The sequence below is a fragment of the Stenotrophomonas maltophilia genome (genome assembly GCF_047782825.1).
Lineage (GTDB): Bacteria > Pseudomonadota > Gammaproteobacteria > Xanthomonadales > Xanthomonadaceae > Stenotrophomonas.
In genome coordinates this window covers 588,138-605,562 of the sequence record NZ_CP180589.1, presented here as the reverse complement: position 1 = coordinate 605,562, position 17,425 = coordinate 588,138, and the positions used below count along the sequence as shown (strand labels likewise).

Annotated in this window: 19 protein-coding genes; 9 read left to right on the top strand and 10 right to left on the bottom strand. The window is 66.9% G+C overall.

Going from position 1 to position 17,425, the window contains the following annotated elements; all coding sequences use genetic code 11:
- Positions 1-123: 123 nt before the first annotated feature.
- Together ACM2ZB_RS02820 and ACM2ZB_RS02815 are read right to left on the bottom strand one after the other, a co-directional pair.
- A complete protein-coding gene (locus ACM2ZB_RS02820) occupies positions 124-435 on the bottom strand; it encodes a DUF3817 domain-containing protein (RefSeq protein ID WP_416058608.1) in 312 nt (103 codons plus the stop codon).
- 114 nt (positions 436-549) lie between these two features.
- The gene (locus ACM2ZB_RS02815) at positions 550-1,491 is read right to left on the bottom strand and encodes a TIGR03571 family LLM class oxidoreductase (protein WP_416057338.1); all 942 of its coding nucleotides are present in this window, start codon (positions 1,489-1,491) and stop codon (positions 550-552) included.
- A gap of 55 nt (positions 1,492-1,546) precedes the next feature.
- On the opposite strand from ACM2ZB_RS02815, the gene ACM2ZB_RS02810 reads away from it, so the two are divergent.
- A complete protein-coding gene (locus ACM2ZB_RS02810) occupies positions 1,547-1,999 on the top strand; it encodes a GNAT family N-acetyltransferase (RefSeq protein WP_416057337.1) in 453 nt (150 codons plus the stop codon).
- A 15-nt stretch (positions 2,000-2,014) separates the two neighbouring features.
- Here the strand turns inward: ACM2ZB_RS02810 and ACM2ZB_RS02805 are convergent, their stop codons facing one another.
- A complete protein-coding gene (locus ACM2ZB_RS02805) occupies positions 2,015-2,776 on the bottom strand; it encodes an SDR family NAD(P)-dependent oxidoreductase (protein ID WP_416057336.1) in 762 nt (253 codons plus the stop codon).
- 104 nt (positions 2,777-2,880) lie between these two features.
- On the opposite strand from ACM2ZB_RS02805, the gene ACM2ZB_RS02800 reads away from it, so the two are divergent.
- From ACM2ZB_RS02800 to ACM2ZB_RS02780, 5 genes are all read left to right on the top strand, one after another.
- On the top strand, positions 2,881-3,789 hold the full coding sequence (locus ACM2ZB_RS02800) for a LysR family transcriptional regulator (protein ID WP_416057335.1): 909 nt from the start codon (positions 2,881-2,883) through the stop codon (positions 3,787-3,789).
- A 104-nt stretch (positions 3,790-3,893) separates the two neighbouring features.
- The gene (locus ACM2ZB_RS02795) at positions 3,894-5,417 is read left to right on the top strand and encodes a thioredoxin family protein (protein WP_416057334.1); all 1,524 of its coding nucleotides are present in this window, start codon (positions 3,894-3,896) and stop codon (positions 5,415-5,417) included.
- A 281-nt stretch (positions 5,418-5,698) separates the two neighbouring features.
- Positions 5,699-6,328 (top strand): superoxide dismutase, encoded by a 630-nt coding sequence (locus ACM2ZB_RS02790; RefSeq protein WP_416057333.1) that lies wholly within the window; start codon positions 5,699-5,701, stop codon positions 6,326-6,328.
- A complete protein-coding gene (locus ACM2ZB_RS02785) occupies positions 6,325-6,903 on the top strand; it encodes a flavin reductase family protein (RefSeq protein WP_416057332.1) in 579 nt (192 codons plus the stop codon). Before ACM2ZB_RS02790 ends, ACM2ZB_RS02785 begins: the two co-directional genes overlap by 4 nt.
- Positions 6,900-7,253: a tetratricopeptide repeat protein gene (locus tag ACM2ZB_RS02780; RefSeq protein ID WP_416057331.1), complete on the top strand. Its 354-nt coding sequence runs from the start codon at positions 6,900-6,902 to the stop codon at positions 7,251-7,253. The genes ACM2ZB_RS02785 and ACM2ZB_RS02780 overlap by 4 nt, the downstream gene beginning before the upstream one ends.
- 5 nt (positions 7,254-7,258) lie before the next feature.
- On the opposite strand, the gene ACM2ZB_RS02775 is transcribed toward ACM2ZB_RS02780, so the two are convergent.
- Together ACM2ZB_RS02775 and ACM2ZB_RS02770 are read right to left on the bottom strand one after the other, a co-directional pair.
- Complete coding sequence (locus ACM2ZB_RS02775) at positions 7,259-8,407, bottom strand: fatty acid desaturase family protein (protein WP_416057330.1); 1,149 nt, start codon at positions 8,405-8,407, stop codon at positions 7,259-7,261.
- A gap of 12 nt (positions 8,408-8,419) precedes the next feature.
- Positions 8,420-9,490: a ferredoxin reductase gene (locus ACM2ZB_RS02770; protein ID WP_416057329.1), complete on the bottom strand. Its 1,071-nt coding sequence runs from the start codon at positions 9,488-9,490 to the stop codon at positions 8,420-8,422.
- A gap of 92 nt (positions 9,491-9,582) precedes the next feature.
- Between ACM2ZB_RS02770 and fabR the strand changes: the two genes are divergently transcribed.
- Positions 9,583-10,242 (top strand): HTH-type transcriptional repressor FabR, encoded by a 660-nt coding sequence (gene fabR / locus ACM2ZB_RS02765; protein ID WP_313435716.1) that lies wholly within the window; start codon positions 9,583-9,585, stop codon positions 10,240-10,242.
- A 365-nt stretch (positions 10,243-10,607) separates the two neighbouring features.
- Here fabR and mntR read toward each other — a convergent pair whose 3' ends face one another.
- On the bottom strand, positions 10,608-11,069 hold the full coding sequence (gene mntR, locus ACM2ZB_RS02760; RefSeq protein ID WP_313435714.1) for a manganese-binding transcriptional regulator MntR: 462 nt from the start codon (positions 11,067-11,069) through the stop codon (positions 10,608-10,610).
- Between the two features lie 116 nt (positions 11,070-11,185).
- On the opposite strand from mntR, the gene ACM2ZB_RS02755 reads away from it, so the two are divergent.
- On the top strand, positions 11,186-12,517 hold the full coding sequence (locus ACM2ZB_RS02755; RefSeq protein ID WP_416057328.1) for an Nramp family divalent metal transporter: 1,332 nt from the start codon (positions 11,186-11,188) through the stop codon (positions 12,515-12,517).
- Positions 12,518-12,678: 161 nt separating this feature from the next.
- Here the strand turns inward: ACM2ZB_RS02755 and ACM2ZB_RS02750 are convergent, their stop codons facing one another.
- The 4 genes from ACM2ZB_RS02750 to ACM2ZB_RS02735 all read right to left on the bottom strand — a co-directional run bounded on the left by ACM2ZB_RS02750 (position 12,679) and on the right by ACM2ZB_RS02735 (position 16,997).
- Complete coding sequence (locus ACM2ZB_RS02750; RefSeq protein ID WP_416057327.1) at positions 12,679-13,005, bottom strand: thioredoxin family protein; 327 nt, start codon at positions 13,003-13,005, stop codon at positions 12,679-12,681.
- Positions 12,977-13,456 carry a flavodoxin gene (locus ACM2ZB_RS02745; protein ID WP_313436350.1) on the bottom strand — a complete coding sequence of 160 codons (480 nt, stop codon included), beginning with the start codon at positions 13,454-13,456 and terminating at the stop codon, positions 12,977-12,979. Before ACM2ZB_RS02745 ends, ACM2ZB_RS02750 begins: the two co-directional genes overlap by 29 nt.
- Before the next feature lie 13 nt (positions 13,457-13,469).
- Complete coding sequence (locus ACM2ZB_RS02740) at positions 13,470-14,510, bottom strand: ribonucleotide-diphosphate reductase subunit beta (RefSeq protein WP_313435708.1); 1,041 nt, start codon at positions 14,508-14,510, stop codon at positions 13,470-13,472.
- Positions 14,511-14,618: 108 nt separating this feature from the next.
- The gene (locus tag ACM2ZB_RS02735) at positions 14,619-16,997 is read right to left on the bottom strand and encodes a ribonucleoside-diphosphate reductase subunit alpha (RefSeq protein WP_416057326.1); all 2,379 of its coding nucleotides are present in this window, start codon (positions 16,995-16,997) and stop codon (positions 14,619-14,621) included.
- On the opposite strand from ACM2ZB_RS02735, the gene ACM2ZB_RS02730 reads away from it, so the two are divergent.
- A complete protein-coding gene (locus ACM2ZB_RS02730) occupies positions 16,996-17,253 on the top strand; it encodes a hypothetical protein (RefSeq protein WP_416057325.1) in 258 nt (85 codons plus the stop codon). The genes ACM2ZB_RS02735 and ACM2ZB_RS02730 overlap by 2 nt on opposite strands.
- Positions 17,254-17,425: the final 172 nt, after the last annotated feature.

Genomic DNA, 17,425 nt, shown 5'->3' with positions numbered 1-17,425 from the left:
GGAACACCAGCCATATCAGGAAAGGAGCCGGCCCTTGGACAAGGGCGATGGCATTTTCAAATGATAACGGCTCTTATTTGCATTTGATACCCATTCTCTTGAATGGGCAGGTAACGCGATGTCTCAACGCGGGGCGCGCAGTTCCAGCAGGCCGCGGCGGCGGAACCACCACTCCAGCGGCAGGGTGACCAGCGGCGGAATGGCTGCCAGCAAGGCCAGCGCACTGGCCCACCACGGCCAGCGCAGGCGGACGGCGGCAAACAGCGTGACCGCCACGTAGACCATGAAGGCCACGCCGTGCAGCGGCCCGAACACCTTCACCACCGCGACATTGGCCGCCGGACCGTACTTCAGCCACATGCCGATGAGCAGGCCGGCCCAGGTCAGCGCCTCGATGAAGGCGACGACGGCGAACAACCGCCCGGTGGGGTGCATGGGGTTACGTTGGGTCACGCGCGGCTCCGGCGGCAGGATCAAACGCGAATGATACGCAGATGCACGCGCTCTGTAGAGTCGAGCCATGCTCGACTGCTGTTTGCGGATGCCACATCAGGAACCGTGCCCACCCAGCTGGGCACCGACCGATGCAATCTCGCGCAGCACCGCGTCCACCGGCCGGCCGTTGTCGACCAGGTTGAACATCACGTGCGCGACGCCCTGCCCGTGCACGCGCTGCAGATAGGCCAGCAGGCCGTTGCGGCCAACCTTCAGGCCCAGAACAAGCGCTTCGGCTGGTGCGGATGGATCGGCCTGCAGATCCAGCAGCATCGACTGCACGAACGGCTTGGTTGCGCCGCCGCGCTGTGCCAGCGCCTGCTGCCACAGGCCGATGCGACCTTCCTGCGCGGCTTCTTCGCGATGGTAGGTGGCCCACCCTTCCGCTTCGCGGGCGATCCACTGCAGGCTCTGCCGCGCCGTGCCCACCACCAGCATCGGGATGCGCGCGTGGGGTGCCGGCAGCACGTCGAACCCACCGGTGGCATCACGTACGCGCGCCCGCGCGGTCTCATCCGGCGACAGCGCCGCACGCAGCAGCGCCCAGCGCTCGCGGAACGTGGCCGCCCTGCCCTCCAGGTCTTCGCCGAAGGCCGCGAACTCTTCGGGCCGGTCACCCGAGCCCAGTCCCAGCACGAGGCGCCCGCCACTGATCCGGTCCAGGCTGAGCGCGGATTTGGCCACCTGCAGCGGATGTCGCAGCGGCAGCACGATGGCGGCGCTGCCGATGGCGATGTGCTCGGTGGTGGCGGCCAGCATGCCCAGCCACAGGAAGGGATCATCCAGTGCGCTGGCCGTGGCATCCGGACCCTGCGGCACCATCAGCGGCACATCGCGGGTCCACAGCGCAGCGAAACCGAGCTCGTCGGCCAGGCGCGCGATGCGCTGCGCGCTTGCGATATCGGCCAGGCCGTGTGCGGCCAGCGGGGTCATCAGGCCCAGGGTCAGGCCACGGCCGGGAAACACGCGGGCATGGGCGGCATTGAAATCACTCATGCCGTCAGCTTAGCGTGGGGTGGACAGCACAGCCCCACCACAGGAAGAACACTGCATGCACAGGATCCGCCCCGCCCTCGCCCGCGACGCCACCCGCATCAGCGCGATCTGCATGGCCGCGTTCAACGATGCGGTCGCACCCTCGCTCAGCGCACAGGGTGTAGCGACTTTCGGCAGCGTGGCGGCGGCCAGCGCGTTCACCGAGCGCCTGCAGGGCGACAACCACATCCTGGTCGCCGAGCAGGACGGCAACATCGTCGGTGTGATCGAGCTGAAGGAAGGCCGCCACCTGGCCATGCTGTTCGTCGATCCCGCCTGCCAGGGCCAGGGCCTCGGCCATGCCCTGTTCCAGGCGGTGCTGCCATGGCTGCGCGCACCGGCAATGAGCGTGCGCGCCTCGTTGAATGCCGTGGCCACCTACCAGCGCTACGGCTTCGTACTGGATGGCGAGGTGGGTGAGTTCAACGGCCTGGTCTATCAGCCACTCACCTTCACCCCACCAAGGTGACCGCGCAGCGGGCGATCAGACGAACATGCCGCCGGACGCTTCCACCCGCTGGCCATTGACCCAGCCGGTGGACGGCGACAGCAGCGCCACCACCACCGGACCGATGTCGTCAGGCAGGCCAGCGCGGCCCAGCGCAGTGATCGACGACACCATGGCGTTCATCTGCGCATCGTCACGCACACGGCCACCGCCGAAATCGGTCTCGATGGCGCCCGGTGCCAGCGTGTTGGCACTGATGCCGCGCGAACCCAGTTCCTTGGCCAGGTAGCGGGTGAACACCTCGATGCCGCCCTTCATCATGGCGTAGGCCGAACTGCCCGGCAGCGAGAAGCGGGCCAGGCCGCTGGACACGTTGAGGATGCGGCCACCGTCGGCTATCAGCGGCAGAAGGGCCTGGGTAAGGAAGTACGGCCCCTTCAGGTGCACGGCCACGGCATGGTCGAACTGCGCCTCGGTGGTGTCGGCAATCGGCGCGTACAGGCCTTCGCCGGCATTGTTCAGCAGGCCCTGCAGCGACGTTGCACCCCAGGCCTGCAGCGCATCGCGCAGCTGCGCGGCGAAGGCCGGGAATGCGGCACTGTCGGCCACGTCCAGCGGCAACGCCAGCGCCCGGCGGCCCAGCGCCTCGACCTGCTGCACCACCTCGGCGGCGGCCGCGGCCTGCGCACGGTAGGTGATCACGATATCGGCGCCGTCGGCAGCCAGGGCCAGCGCCGCATTGCGGCCGAGGCCGCGGCTGCCACCGGTGATAAGGACGACGCGGGAAGAAGAGGTCATGACAGGTCACCTGGAAAGGAGAAAGTGTGGCCAGACTATTGGGATTGCCTGCGCACATAAATCGCGCGATCCTGATTTGACTGTTCAACGCCAGCAAACAATCCATGGACCGCCTCGACACCCTGCGCGTCTTCCTGCGCGTGACCGAACTGGGCTCTTTCACCCGCGCAGCTGACAGCCTGGGCCTGCCCAAGGCCAGCGTGTCGCAGGCGATCGCGCGGCTCGAGGCCGATCTGGGTACCCAGCTGCTGCACCGGACCACCCGCCGCGTGCACCTGACCGCCGACGGGGCGCAGCTGCAGCAGCGTGCCCACGACCTGCTGGACGACATGGATGAGCTGCAGAACCTGTTCCGGCGCCAGACCAGCGAACTGAGCGGGCGCCTGCGGGTCGACATGCCGGGCGGCATGGCGCGCAATGTGGTGATTCCGCAGTTGCCGGCCTTCCTGGCCCTGCACCCGGGACTGGAAGTGGAGCTGAGCGCCACCGACCGCCGCGTGGACGTGGTGCGCGAAGGCTTCGACTGCGTGCTGCGCGTGGGCACCCTGGACGACAGCAGCCTGATCGCGCGCCCGCTCGGCCACCTGCATATCGTGAACGTGGCCAGCCCCGACTACCTGGCCGCCCATGGCACACCCCGCGTGCTGGCCGACCTGGACCAGCACGCGCTGGTGCATTACGTGGGCACCCTCGGCCAGCGCTCGCCCGGCTTCGAGTACTTCGACGGCCAGCGCTACCGCGCCTGGCCGATGCGCGGCGCGTTGACGGTCAACAGCGCCGATGGCTACAGCGCGGCCGCACTGGCCGGGCTGGGCATCATCCAGGTACCGGAGGTGGGTGCACGCGAAGCGCTGCGCAGCGGCCGCCTGCGGCAGGTGCTTCCCGACTGCGTGGCCGAACCGATGCCGGTGAATCTGGTCTATGCCCAGCGCCGCCACCTGCCACGCCGGGTTGAAGTGTTCATGACCTGGCTGGCCGGGCTGCTGGCGGCGGAGATGCTGCGCGCAGACTGAGGCCCATGGCCCGCATATACCGCGGCGCATCCAGCTCATAAGCAAACTGCATCAATACCCGCCACCGGCGTTCCTACAATGCAGGTTCACCCTGCTTTCCCGAGATGCTGCCCATGCGCGCTGCCTTTTCCCTGTTGCTGCTGGCCACCGCGCTGAGCGCCTGTTCTCCTGCGCAGGCGCCGGTCGCCACGGCCAAGGCGGCCGAGGCCGCGCCCGCCCCGGCCATCGCCTGGCGCCAGGGCGACGTGGATGATGCCTTCACCGAAGCCGCCGAGAGCGGCAAGCCGGTGCTGCTGTACTGGGGCGCGGTGTGGTGCCCGCCGTGCAACCAGCTCAAGGCTGGCCTGTTCAAGGATCCTGCCTTCATCGCCCTCACCGGCAAGTTCGTACCGGTGTACCTGGATGGTGACGAGGAAGGCGCACAGGCGTGGGGCGAACGCTTCGGCGTGCGCGGTTATCCCACCCTGATCGTGCTGGACCCGCAGCGCAACGAGATCACCCGCGTGGCCGGCGGCAACGATGCCGCCGAACTGACCCGCGCCCTGACCGTGGCCGCCAGCCGCCGCAGCGCCGTGGCCGAAACGCTGGCAACCGCACTGGCCACGCCCGCCAGGCTGGGCGCCGAAGACTGGCAGGTGCTGGGCGACTACGGCTGGGAAGTGGATGCCAACCGCCTGGCCGGCCAGCGCCGCACCGACGACGTGCTGCAGCAGTTGTCGAAGGCTGCGCCGGATGCCGCCCTGCAGCGCCGCTTCGGCCTGTTGGCGCTGGCCACGGCCGAAAAACCCAACGCCGCACCCACCCAGGTACGGGAGCTGCTGCAGGCGGTCCTGGCACAGCCCACCGAGGTGCGGCGCAACCGCGAGCTGCTGGGCTATGCCGGTGCCGGCTTTGTCAAACAGGCCAGCGCCGGACCGGCCAGCAGCAGCGCACTGGGCCAGCAGTTGCTGGTCGCACTGGAGCGCGCCGATGCAGAGCGCGGCAACCGCGCCGATGACGCGCTGTCGCGCGCGCTGACCGAAGTCTCGCTGGCCCGCCAGCAGCGCCCTGAAGGCGTACTGCCTGCCGCGTTGGTACAGCGGGTGAAGCAGCGCGTGGCCGCCGCCGATGCGGCGGCTACGGATGCGCATGCACGGCAGGCCACGATCAGCAGCGCGGTCTACGCGCTTCGCGAAGTGGGCGATGATGCCGGCGCCGAGGCACTGCTGCTGGCCGAACTGAAGCGCAGTGAGCAGCCGTACTACTACATGCCCGAGCTGGCCGAACTGGCCGAAAAGCGCGGCGACACCGCCGGTGCGCTGGAATGGCTGAAGCGCGCTTACGACGGCGCACAGGGCCCGGCCACGCGCGTGCAATGGGGCGTGCTGTATGTCGAGGGCCTGCTGCGCCTGGCACCGGACGATGCCCCGCGCATCGAACAGGCCACCGACGCCCTGATTGCCGAACTGCAGGCCCAGCCCTCGGGATACCACCAGCGCACGCGGCAGCGCTTCGAACGGCTGGCGGTGCAGTTGAAGGCCTGGGGTGGCAAGCACCAGGGGGCGGAGACGCTGGCGCGGTTGCAGCAGCGGATGCAGCAGGTCTGTGGAGACCAGGTCGACAGCGCGTGCCGGAACTGGTTGAGCTGATCTCCGGTAGCGCCGGGCCATGCCCGGCGAGCGTAGCCGTTGGTAGTGCCGGCCGCTGGCCGGCAATCCAGGATGGCTGAGTTGCCGGCCAGCGGCCGGCACTACCACGCCACTCTGCTTTTGCTTCTGCCTTTGAATCCGCCTCGGCGCAATCACGGAAACCCAGAAGCGCCGTCAGCGCACGCTTTCCATACAAACACCCTTGACCTCAACCAAAGTTGAGGTGCGATAACAGTGCTCCCTCGGCCACACCGCTGGCCATCCCCACGGAGACTGTCGCAATGCCGTACTCGCTTCCCACCCTCCCCTACGCCTACGACGCCCTGGAACCGCACTTCGATGCGCGCACCATGGAAATCCACCACGGCAAGCATCACCAGACCTACGTCAACAACCTCAACGCCGCGCTCGAACAGGCAGGCATCGGCGACACCCCAGTGGAAACCCTGATCGCCGATCTGGACGCCCTGCCCGAATCCATCCGTGGCGCGGTCCGCAACAACGGTGGTGGCCATGCCAACCACAGCCTGTTCTGGACCGTGCTCAGTGCCGACGGCGGCACGCCTGACACAGCACTGTCCGCCGCCATCGACCGCGATCTCGGCGGCTTCGCCGCCTTCAAGGATGCCTTCAGCAAGGCCGCGCAGTCGCGCTTCGGTAGCGGCTGGGCCTGGCTCACCACCGATCGCGAGGGCAACCTGCAGGTGGAAAGCAGTGCCAACCAGGACAGCCCGCTGATGGGTGCCGCGGCCGGCCTATCCGGCAACACGCCCATCCTGGCGCTGGATGTCTGGGAACACGCGTACTACCTGCACTACCAGAACCGCCGCCCGGACTACATCGGCGCGTTCTTCAACATCATCAACTGGGCCGAGGTCGGCCGTCGCTACCGCGAGGCGCGCGGCGGATGAGCGACGACGGCGCCGCCTACGCCGGGCCGTGGGCAGGGATCTTCCCTGCCCCGCCCCCGGCACCGTCGGTGACCCTGCCGCCGCGTGCGCTGCGCCGGTTGCTGGGTCACTACCCCACCGGAGTGGCCATCGTGTGTGCGCGTGATGCGCAGGGACGGCCACAGGGCTTGACCATCAATTCCTTCGTACCAGTGTCACTGCAACCACCGCTGGTGCTGTGGAACCTGGCCCTGCATGCGCAGAGCCTGCGCACCTTCCAGCGTGCCACCCGCTTCACCATCAGCGTGCTCGGCACTGGACAGGAGGCCCTCGCGCGCCGGTTTGCCGACCCCAGGGTGCGCGAGCGTTTCGAAGGCGTGACATTGCTGGAGACCGACGACGACACGCCGCCCGGCATTGCCGGTGCCGTCGCGCACCTGACCTGCAGCCGCCACGCGCAGTGGCCGGTGGGCGACCACCTGCTGCTGGCCGGGCGCATCATCGCTGTGCGCGAATCCGGCGGCGCCCCGCTGCTGTTCCACCGCGGCCGCTTCCTGCCCGGGCCGGTCGAAACCCTTTACGAGGTACAGCCATGAACATCCAGGCACTGGAGGCGATGCTCGCCGCGGGCAAGGACAGCGCACTGCTGCGCTTCGGCCTGGGCAAAGGCTGGCTGGACGCGGGTCACCCCGTGCATGCGGCCACGCACCTTGCGCGCTGCGTAGCGCTGGATCCGCAGTACTCGGCGGCGTGGAAGCTGCTGGGCAAGGCCTGGCTGGCGGGCGGCCAGCCGCAGGCGGTGCGCGAGGCGTGGCAGCGCGGGCTCAGCGTGGCCGGCAGCAAGGGCGACCAGCAGGCGCGCAGGGAAATGCAGGTGTTCCTGCGCCGGCTGGACCGCGCCCCGAAGGACGGCGATCCGCCGGCAGTGCTGGCCAAGGCCAGCTGAAAGGCTCAGCCCGCGCTGGCGGGGGCCGGTGCCGGCATGATGTCCGGCATCGGCAGGCGGCGCGGCTTGCTCGGGAACGCGTGGCGCAGGATGCGCCAGACCACCTGCGCGAACTGGCGCGGCAGCGAGCCGTTGTTGTAGTGCTGGCCGTAGCGGCGGCAGATGTCCTTCACTTCCTTGGCAATGGCCGCATAGCGGTTGGCCGGCAGGTCCGGGTAGAAGTGGTGTTCGATCTGGTGGCTGAGGTTGCCCGACAGCACGTTGATGATGAAGCCACCGCTGATGTTGGACGAGCCGCGCAGCTGGCGCAGGTACCAGTGGCCGCGCGATTCATTGCGCAGGCATTCCTTGGGGAAGGTTTCCGACTCGGCAGTGAAATGCCCGCAGAAGATGATCACGTAGGTCCAGACGTTGCGCATGCCGTTGGCAACCAGGTTGCCCAGCATCACCGGCAGGAAGAACGGGCCGGCCAGCAGCGGGAAGAACACGTAGTCCTTCAGCACCTGGCGCAGCATCTTGCGTGCCACCGGGCGGGTCTGCAGCCACATCGCACGGCTGCTGATGCGCCCCTTGAACCAGCGGCCCAGGCGCAGATCCTGCGCAGCCACGCCCCACTGGAACAGCAGCGCGAAGATCGGCGCGATGATCGGCTGCATCAGGTAGAACGGCGACCAGCGCTGTTCCGGGAAGATGCGCAGCAGGCCGTAGCCGATGTCATCGTCCATGCCGCGCACGTTGGTGTAGGTGTGGTGGCGGAAATTGTGGGTCTTGCGCCAGTTGTCTCCGGTGGCAACGATGTCCCACTCGTAGGTATTGCCGTTGAGCTTGGGGTCACCGGTCCAGTCGTACTGGCCGTGCATGACGTTGTGGCCAAGCTCCATGTTTTCCAGGATCTTGGCCAGCGCCAGCAACAGGGTGCCGGCGACGCAGGCCGGCCACAGCAGCGGCGCCCAGAACAGCGGCGAGAACGCGCCCAGGAACAGCAGACCGCGGCCCAGCACACCGGACCAGCGCACGGCGGCGGCCACGCGGCGGATGTAGCGGGTATCGGACGCGCCGAGGCTGCCCAGGATACGGTCACGGATCGCGTCGAGCTCGGCACCGAAGGCGTTCATCTCGGCAGGGCTCAGGGCACGGTCGGAAGCGCGGGTCATGGCAGCAGGTCCTCAGAGATCCAAAGTCAGGTCGGTGGTCGGTGCGCTCACGCAGATCCGCACCGGCTGTGCCGTTTCGGACTGCAGTTCACCGGTGCGCAGGTGGCGGGTGCCGCCACTGACGCGATCGCAGGTGCAGCTGTTGCAGATGCCCATGCGGCAGCCGTGCTTGGGCTTGATGCCCTGCGCTTCCAGGCTTTCCAGCAGCGAGCGGCCGCGCGGCACCTTCAGCTGGCGGCCGCTGCGGGCCAGGGTCAGGGCGATCTCACCGGCGCTGTCGGCATCGCTGAGCGGTGCCGGCGGGGTGAAGGCCTCGGCCTGGAAGCCGGCGACCTGGTGCACCAGGCGCTGTCGCGCGGCGGCGACGAAGCCATCCGGGCCACAGGCCAGCACGTGGCGCTGCGCCAGCGGGGTATCGTCGCCAGCCACGGCCAGCGAATGGGTATCGATGCGCGCAGCCGGCACCTCGCCCTCGCGGGTGGTCAGCAGGTGCACGCGCAGGTTCGGGGTGGCCGCCGCCAGCGCCTGCAGTTCATCGCGGAACTGGAAGGCGGCGGCGTTGCGTTCCCAGTAGAACAGGTCCACCGGCGCAGCCAACGGCCGGCGGCAGGCGTCGCGGAGCAGGCTGCGCATGGGCGTGATGCCACTGCCGGCGGCCAGCAGCAGCACCGGCGCGGCAGCCGGCATGTGGAAATCGCCGAAGGCCGCATCCAGGCGGAACAGATCGCCGGGCTTGGCGTGGTGGACCAGATGCTGGCTGATCGCACCGCCCTCCACCGCCTTGACGGTAATGGCCAGTTCGCGGGAACCCAGCGCGGTCGGGCTGTAGCTGCGGCGAAATACGCGCCCCTCAAGCTCCACCCCCAGGGTGATGTGCTGGCCGGCGCGCATGCCGGCCCAGTGCCGGTTGCAGCGCAGGACCAGGGTGGCGGCGCCCTCCCCGGCCGGCTCGCGCCGGACCAGGCGCGCCAACGGCTCGCGCAGGGTCCACAACGGATTCAGCTGGCCCGCCCAGAAATCGAACAGCGACGGCGACAGCCAGCGGTACGGGGAAAACAGGGACGGACGGATCACAGCGCTCATGGGCGCACTATACGGCCGCACATACACCTGTGTATACATGTGTATATTGAACTGGATTGGGTATGATTCAGCCTCGTCCCCTCGGAAGTCCCATGGCCGCCGCCACCGCCTTGTCGCCGCCCGAAGATGCCAACAGCCCGGCCCGCCGTACGGTGAGCCGCGAGGATCTGTTGGCCGCCGCCCTGAAACTGATCGGCCCGCACCGCAGCCTGTCCACGCTGAGCCTGCGCGAAGTCGCGCGCGAAGCGGGCATTGCCCCGAACAGCTTCTACCGGCAGTTCCGCGACATGGACGAACTGGCCGTGGCCCTGATCGACGTCGCCGGCCGCTCGCTGCGTACGATCATCGGCGAAGCCCGCCAGCGCGCCACCTCCACCGCCACCAGCGTGGTACGCGTATCGGTGGAAACGTTCATGGAACAGCTGCGCGCCGACGACAAGCTGCTGCACGTGCTGCTGCGCGAAGGCGCGGTGGGCTCGGACGATTTCAAGCACGCGGTCGAACGCGAACTGCACTACTTCGAAGAAGAGCTGCAGCACGATCTGGTGCGCCTGGCGGCACTGGACGGCGCCAAGCTCTACAAGCCGGAACTGGTGGCCACCGCCATCACCCGCCTGGTGTTCGCCATGGGCGCCACCGCAATGGACCTGCCGCCGGAGAAAGACCCGGAACTGGTCGAGCAGATTTCCACGATGATCCGCATGATCATCGTCGGCGCCCGCACCCCCGCAGCCTTCCGCCGCGGCAGGTAAACGCCGGGGTCGGATCCGTTTCCACCGGAAACGGCTCTGACCCCATGCCGACCGGTCGGCCGGCGGCCAGTAGATCCACGCCATTCGTGGATGAAATCCGTCAGATATCGAATGAATTCATCCACGCATGGCGTGGATCTACTGCGTCGACCAAGGTCGACACCCACCAGAGCGGGACGCCGTTCCGACAGATCGCAGAACACTGTCGAAGGCGGGGTGGGTTTTGCTTGCGAGGAACTGCTTCGGACCCCGGAGGGGGGTACGGCGTCCCCTCAACCGGACCCACCTCGCCATCCCACGGAATGCCAGCTCTTGAAGTTGAAGTGGCTTCGGCGGGTGCAGGGCTGCAAGCCCTGCCACACACCTCAGCCCTCGGCCTTCCGCACAAACGCCTCGAACAGCGCCAGTGTCTGCTCACTTACATGATGCTCGATCCCCTCGGCATCGCGCCGCGCCGTATCCGGATCGACCCCCAGCGCCAGCAGGAAACGCTCCACCGTCTGGTGCCGCTCGCGGCTGGCATGGGCCAGCGCCTCGCCTTCCGGTGTCAGGAACACGCCCCGGTACGGCCGCTGCACCACCCAGCCATCACGCGCCAGGCGCCGCAGCATCTTCGCCACCGTCGGCTGGGCCACGCCCAGGCGCGTGGCGATATCGACCTGGCGCGCCTCGCCGCCGTCGGCCAGCAGGTCTGAAATCAGCTCCACGTAGTCCTCGACCAGCTCCATGCGGTGCGCCTCGCGCACCTGCCGGAAGCTCTCGACCTGGCGCTCGGCCTCGATCAAGGGGGTGCTCTTTGCCGATGTCGAAGCGCCTGTCTTGCCCACGCGTGTGCCTGTCCTGCCGATGTATTCCGGGTTTGAACCTGAATTCTGGACCAGTGACGCTGCAAAGACGATTGTTTCACATTGCTAATGGATATAGCAGTGGCTATATTGCGCCCATGAACACCGTCGCGCCCACCGACTCCCCGGCCGCCCCCGCAGCCAGCCTCGGCGCGCTCAACGCCTCGGTGGCGGTACCGGAAAAAGGCCACTGGTGGTTCCGCCTGTTGGCCTTCCTCGGCCCGGGCTACATGGTGTCGGTCGGCTACATGGACCCGGGCAACTGGGCCACCGATCTGGCCGGCGGATCGCGCTTCGGCTACCTGCTGCTGTCGGTCATCCTGATTTCCAACCTGATGGCGGTGATCCTGCAGGCGCTGTCGGCGCGGCTGGGCATCGCCACCGGCATGGACCTGGCGCAGGCCTGCCGCGCGCGCTATCCCAAACCGGTGAATCTTGCGCTGTGGGCGCTGTGCGAAGCGGCGATCATCGCCTGCGACCTGGCCGAAGTGATCGGCACCGCCATCGCATTGAAGCTGCTGTTCGATCTGCCACTGCTGTGGGGCGCGGTGATCACCGCGCTGGATACCCTGCTGGTGCTGCTGCTGATGAACCGCGGCTTCCGCGCACTGGAAGCCTTCGTCATCGCCCTGCTGATGATCATCTTCGGCTGCTTCCTGGTGCAGATCGCACTGGCCGCGCCACCGGTGATGGAGGTGCTGGGTGGCTTCATCCCCCGCACCCAGGTGGTCACCGATCCGCACGCGCTGTACATCGCCATCGGCATCATCGGTGCCACGGTCATGCCGCATAACCTGTACCTGCATTCGTCCATCGTGCAGACCCGCGCGTATCCGCGCACCGACGAAGGCCGCCGCAGCGCCCTGCGCTGGGCGGTGACCGACAGCACCATCGCATTGACGCTGGCGCTTTTCATCAACGCCAGCATCCTGATCCTGGCTGCAGCGGTGTTCCATGCCAATGGCCGATTTGATGTGGAAGACATCGAGCAGGCGCATCAGCTGCTGGCACCGATGCTGGGCGTGGGCCTGGCCTCGACCCTGTTCGCCGTGGCGCTGCTCGCGTCCGGCCTGAATTCCACGGTGACCGCCACCCTGGCCGGGCAGATCGTGATGGAAGGCTTCCTGCATCTGCGGCTGCCGCCGTGGCTGCGGCGGCTGATCACCCGCGCGCTGGCGATCATTCCCGTGGTGGTGGTCATCCTGCTGTTCGGCGACCAGGGCGCGGTGAAGCTGCTGGTGCTGAGCCAGGTGGTGCTGTCGATGCAGCTGCCGTTCGCGATCATCCCGCTGGTGCGTATCGTGACCGACAAGGCCACGATGGGCGCGCTGGTGGCGCCGCGCTGGCTGGGCAGCATTGCCTGGGTGATCGCCGTGGTGATCGTGGCCCTGAACGTGAAGCTGCTGGTGGATACGTTCGCCGGCGCGTAACGCGAAAGGACAGAACGCCCAGTAGATCCACGCCATGCGTGGATGCCTTGCATCGCGCACCGCGCGAAAGGCAGCCGAGCATGGGCTCGGCTCTACAGGAATCAGGATCACGCGAAGAGCAGTCGAGCATGGCTCGACTCCACAAATGCCGGGATCGCGGACTACAGATGCATCGCGATCGCGGCTTCAATCTGCTGCGGCGACTGGAACCCGGCCAGGCGCTGGCGTTCGTCGCCATCACGGAACAGGGACAAAGTCGGGGTCTGCCGCAGGCCCAGTTCGCGGAAGAACGCCTCGCCCAGCACTTCCAGCTGTACGCGCAGCAGGGTCGTCCCCTGCCCCGCCACGCTGTTGGCCACCCGGTGCAGCGACATCTCCAGCATGCGGCAGCCCGGGCACTGCTCCTTGTGGAAGTCCACGAGCACGCGCGGATGCTCGGCCAGCAGCTGCTGGAACTGCTCAGGCGTGGTGGCGTCGATGATCTGCATCGGTGTTGCTCCGGTAATGGGCCAGGACCGCGTCGGTCCAGGCGTCGATGGCAGCGGCATGGCGTTCGCCATGCGGCATCTGTTCGATCTCCAGCGCTGGATAGTCGCTGCGGAAGTAGCGGACCAGCCGGTGCACCGCGCCGCAGTAGTACTCCTGCCCCCACTGCGTCTCGCCCGTGCCGAACACCGCCACCTGCCGCGGCCGCTCGCCACGTTCGGCAATGCCGGCCACCCAGGCCTTCATTTCCGATGGTGTGCGGCCGGCGTTGTCGGTCCAGCAGCCCAGCAGCACCAGGTCGGCCTCATCGGCCGCCAGCGATGGCGCCTGGCGCAGGTCATCGGCCTCCTGCCAGTACACGACATGGCCGGCGGCCAGGCAGCGCGCCTGCACGTGGCGGCCCAGCTCGCGTGTGTTTCCGCTCAGCGAAGCCACCACCACCAGGATGCGCAGCGCTGCGCCGGGTTCAGAGATCGTCGAAGCCGTTGTCGACGTTGGTCTTCTTGTAACTTGCATTGCGCATCTCGAAGAAGTCGGTCTTGGTCTCCGTGAAGTTGTCGGCGTAGGCCTTGATCCACGGCATCACGTTGTCGGTCGTATCGCTGTATAGGCGTTCGATGCCGAGCATGCCGGCCATCTTGTTGGCGCGGTACTTCACGTAGCGCACCATCTCGTCCACATCGATGCCGTCGATGCCATCCAGCACTTCCGACGACCACTGGGTTTCCAGCTCGATGGCATGCTCGAAGGCGCCGTGCACATACGCGGTCAGTTCATTGGTCTGCAGTTCCGGGTTCTCGCCGACGATGGCGCGGATCACTTCGCTGATGAACTTGGTGTGGGCCAGCTCATCGCGGTTGATGAAGCTGATGATCTTGCCGGTACCGGTCATGCGGTTCTGCCGCACCAGGTTGTAGAAGTACGCAAAGCCCGAATAGAAGTTGATGCCTTCCAGGATCGAGGACTGGATCAGCGAGCGCAGCAGCGTCTCGGCGGTCTTCTCGCGCATGAAATCGTCATACGCGCCCATGATGGGTGCGTTGCGCTTGATGATGGTCGGATGGGTGCGGGCCAGTTCGAACACCCGGTTCTGGTTGGGCAGATCGGTGATCGAGGCCAGCACATAGCTGTAGCTCTCGTTGTGGATCACTTCCTGCTGGCCGATGATCGCGGCGTTGGCATGCGCGGCCGGATCGGTGATGTACTCGGCCACGTTGTAGATGAAACGCGTCTGCGGCGAATCCAGGGTGGCCAGCAGGCCGATGATCGAGTCGTAGGCGTTCTTCTCGCGCCCGGACAGTTCGCCGTACTGGCGCGCGTCCAGCTTCATGTCCACTTCGTCGGGAATCCAGAAGTTGGTCGACAGCTCCTTGTAGGCCCGGTAGAAGGACGGGTACGGAATGTCGTTCCAGTTCAGGATGCCGCTGGTTCGGCCGTTGATGATGCCGGTGCTGCGGTTGGGGTGGCGCGGTTCAAGGATCTTGATGCGGTCGAGAGGGGTTGCCATGGTTTTCTGCCTTCAGATTGCATGCGTTGCATTTGTAGAGCCGAGCCCATGCTCGGCTGCGTTGCGCTTGAGCCGAGCGTGGGCTCGGCTCTACAGGATTCGCAGCGATCAGCTGGAGCACCACTCACATTCGCTGATGTCGATGTCGTTGGAGCGCACGTAGTAGGTGGTCTTCAGGCCTTCGCGCCAGGCGCTCAGGTGCAGCTCCAGCAGGGTGCTGGCACGGATGGTGCTGGGCACGTACAGGTTGAAGCTGATGGCCTGGTCGACGTGGCGCTGGCGGCGGGCGTTCTGCCGCACGCTGGCGAACTGGTCGACCTTGTAGGCACCCTTCTCGTAGTACGGCCACGTTTCCAGCGACAACCCAGGTGCGGCCACCGGACGACGGAAGTCCTTCTTTTCCTCGTAGTAGAACGCGCTGTAGATCGGGTCGATCGACGCGGTGGAGCCGGCAATCTGCGCGGTGCTCATGTTCGGCGCCACCGCCAGCAGCCAGCCATTGCGCAGGCCGTCGCGTGCCACATCACGGGCCAGGCCTTCCCAGGCCGGGCTTTCGTAGCGGCGGTCGCGGAAGTACTTGCCACTGTGCCAGTCGCTGCCGGCGAACATCGGGTAGCTGCCCTTCTCGCGCGCCAGCTGCAGGCTGGCCTGGATGGTCAGGTAGTTGATCCGCTCGAACAGCGTGTCCGACAGGGCTTCGGCCTCCGGCGATTCCCACAGGATGCCGCGCTGCGCCAGCAGGTGGTGCCAGCCGAAGGTGCCCAGGCCGATGGCGCGGTACTTGCGGTTGGTGATGGTGGCCTGCGGCACCGGCAAGGCGTTGAGGTCGATCACGTTGTCCAGCATGCGCACCTGGATGGGAATCAGGCGTTCCAGTACATCGCTGGCCAGCAGATCGTCCGGCGCGGTGATCGCCCGCCCCAGGTTGATCGAGGACAGATTGCAGACCACGAAATCACCAGCGCGGCGGGTGGTGACGATCTGGTCGCCGCTGACGATCTCCTGGATCATCCGCGTCGGGCTCATGTTCTGCAGGATCTCGGTGCACAGGTTGCTGGAATAGACCATGCCCGCATGCTTGTTCGGATTCTTCCGGTTCACCTCGTCGCGGTAGAACAGGAACGGGTTGCCGGTTTCCAGCTGGCTGACCATGATGCGTTTGAACAGGTCGATCGCCTTCACCGTGCGGCGGCTGATGCGTTCATCGGCCACCAGTTCGGCATAGCGGTCGCGGAAACTGCCAGCGCCCCGCGTTTCATCGTAGAAGTCCTGCAGGTACCAGCCCTTGGCCTGCTTCACCTCGTGCGGGTCGAACAGGTACCAGTCGGCACGGCGCTCCACCGCTTCCATGAACAGGTCCGGCACGCAGACGGCGGTGAACACATCATGCGCGCGCAGGCGCTGGTCGCCGTTGTTCAGGCGCAGATCGAGGAAGGCTTCAATATCGCGGTGCCAGATGTCCAGGTACACGGCCACCGCGCCCTTGCGCTGGCCGAGCTGGTCGACCGACACGGCGGTGTTGTTGAGCTGCTTGATCCACGGCACGACACCGCCGGAGGAATTGGGCACGCCGCGGATGGGCGCGCCGCTGCTGCGCACGTAGCCCAGGTAGGCGCCGACGCCACCCCCGTGCTTGGATACGCGGGCGATATCGGTGTTGGAGTCATAGATGCCCTGCAGGCTGTCATCCACCGTGTCGATGAAGCAGCTGGACAGCTGCCCGCCCACCTTGCCGGCGTTGGCCAGCGTGGGCGTGGCCACTGTCATGTACAGGTTGGACAGCGCCCAATAGGCCTCGCCCACCAGCTGCATGCGGCGTACGCGGCCACTCTCACCAGGTCCGCCTTCCTCCTGCATCAGGTACAGGGCGATGGTCAGCCAGCGTTCCTGCGGCAGCTCGTAGACCTCGCGGCTGCGATCACTGGCCAGGTAGCGCGTAGCCAGCAGGTACAGGCCGTTGTAGGCGAACAGCCGATCCCGATCCGGGTCGATCATCTGCCCGGCCTGCTGCAGCTCTTCCTTCGAATAGCAGCGCAGGATGTCGTTGCTGTAGACACCGCGGTCGGCCAGGCTTTCCTGCAGGCCCACGTACGAACCGTATTTCAGGCTGACATCGTAGAAGCGGTTGCGGCTGGCGCGTTTGTACAGGCGGCGCAGGTACAGGCGCGCGGCGAACTGTTCCCACTCCGGCGCCACCAGATCCACCCGCGATTCGGCTTCGCGGATCAGCAGGTCCACCAGGTCATCGGCGCTGATGCTGGGCTTGCGTTCGACCATCGCCTGCACGACACGGCGGTAATCGCCCACGTCCAGCTGCGGGAACTCGGCATGGATGCCGTCGATGCTGTGCTGCAGGCGCGCTGCATCGAACGGCAGGCGACGGTTGCCGGCCTCCTTGGTGATCCAGGTGGGCACGGTCTCGCCACCGGTGCGCAAAGCGTCGCCGGCGCCGGCCAGATCGGCCGCGCGGTAGGGGGTGTCGGTCATGGTGGTGCGTCTCCAGGCTCGCACGCACGGTGGCGTCGATGCCATGGCAGCCTTGCGCGCGATACCGGCACACATGGCGGTCGGGTGGGAAGCCAAAGCGCGGGAACAACAGATCGTCGGCATGACGCCTGCGCCTGCGGCCGGTATCCAGGCCGTGGGGGCGATCCGTGTCCGCACGATGGCGGCCGCGTCGACACGGCAAGCCTTCAGGGGCGGGCCGCGGGACGTTTGCTGCATGTCCGGCGGCGGCGGCTGACCGGGAGTGACGGCCACAACATAATGTGGATAAGGAAGATCGTCAACACAAGATGCGGTGATCGTGACATTCCGCGACGATCCGTCGCAGGATGCCGTGTTGCACGCCCGGCGCCTTGTTGCGCGCGCGTCCGTCCCCAGTTCGGTTCTACCTCTACTTCATGGATGCTTCC

Bases quoted from the DNA above. Each gene is read 5' to 3' on its own strand.
- ACM2ZB_RS02755 (WP_416057328.1), top strand. From the start codon at position 11,186: ATGAACACCGTCGCGCCCACCGACTCCCCGGCCGCCCCCGCAGCCAGC.
- ACM2ZB_RS02815 (WP_416057338.1), bottom strand. From the start codon at position 1,491: ATGAGTGATTTCAATGCCGCCCATGCCCGCGTGTTTCCCGGCCGTGGC.
- ACM2ZB_RS02820 (WP_416058608.1), bottom strand. From the start codon at position 435: ATGCACCCCACCGGGCGGTTGTTCGCCGTCGTCGCCTTCATCGAGGCG.
- ACM2ZB_RS02805 (WP_416057336.1), bottom strand. From the start codon at position 2,776: ATGACCTCTTCTTCCCGCGTCGTCCTTATCACCGGTGGCAGCCGCGGC.
- ACM2ZB_RS02775 (WP_416057330.1), bottom strand. From the start codon at position 8,407: ATGACCCGCGCTTCCGACCGTGCCCTGAGCCCTGCCGAGATGAACGCC.
- fabR (WP_313435716.1), top strand. From the start codon at position 9,583: ATGGCCGCCGCCACCGCCTTGTCGCCGCCCGAAGATGCCAACAGCCCG.
- ACM2ZB_RS02810 (WP_416057337.1), top strand. From the start codon at position 1,547: ATGCACAGGATCCGCCCCGCCCTCGCCCGCGACGCCACCCGCATCAGC.
- ACM2ZB_RS02795 (WP_416057334.1), top strand. From the start codon at position 3,894: ATGCTGCCCATGCGCGCTGCCTTTTCCCTGTTGCTGCTGGCCACCGCG.
- ACM2ZB_RS02740 (WP_313435708.1), bottom strand. From the start codon at position 14,510: ATGGCAACCCCTCTCGACCGCATCAAGATCCTTGAACCGCGCCACCCC.
- ACM2ZB_RS02790 (WP_416057333.1), top strand. From the start codon at position 5,699: ATGCCGTACTCGCTTCCCACCCTCCCCTACGCCTACGACGCCCTGGAA.
- ACM2ZB_RS02780 (WP_416057331.1), top strand. From the start codon at position 6,900: ATGAACATCCAGGCACTGGAGGCGATGCTCGCCGCGGGCAAGGACAGC.
- ACM2ZB_RS02750 (WP_416057327.1), bottom strand. From the start codon at position 13,005: ATGCAGATCATCGACGCCACCACGCCTGAGCAGTTCCAGCAGCTGCTG.
- ACM2ZB_RS02730 (WP_416057325.1), top strand. From the start codon at position 16,996: ATGGTGGTGCGTCTCCAGGCTCGCACGCACGGTGGCGTCGATGCCATG.
- ACM2ZB_RS02735 (WP_416057326.1), bottom strand. From the start codon at position 16,997: ATGACCGACACCCCCTACCGCGCGGCCGATCTGGCCGGCGCCGGCGAC.
- ACM2ZB_RS02800 (WP_416057335.1), top strand. From the start codon at position 2,881: ATGGACCGCCTCGACACCCTGCGCGTCTTCCTGCGCGTGACCGAACTG.
- ACM2ZB_RS02770 (WP_416057329.1), bottom strand. From the start codon at position 9,490: ATGAGCGCTGTGATCCGTCCGTCCCTGTTTTCCCCGTACCGCTGGCTG.
- ACM2ZB_RS02785 (WP_416057332.1), top strand. From the start codon at position 6,325: ATGAGCGACGACGGCGCCGCCTACGCCGGGCCGTGGGCAGGGATCTTC.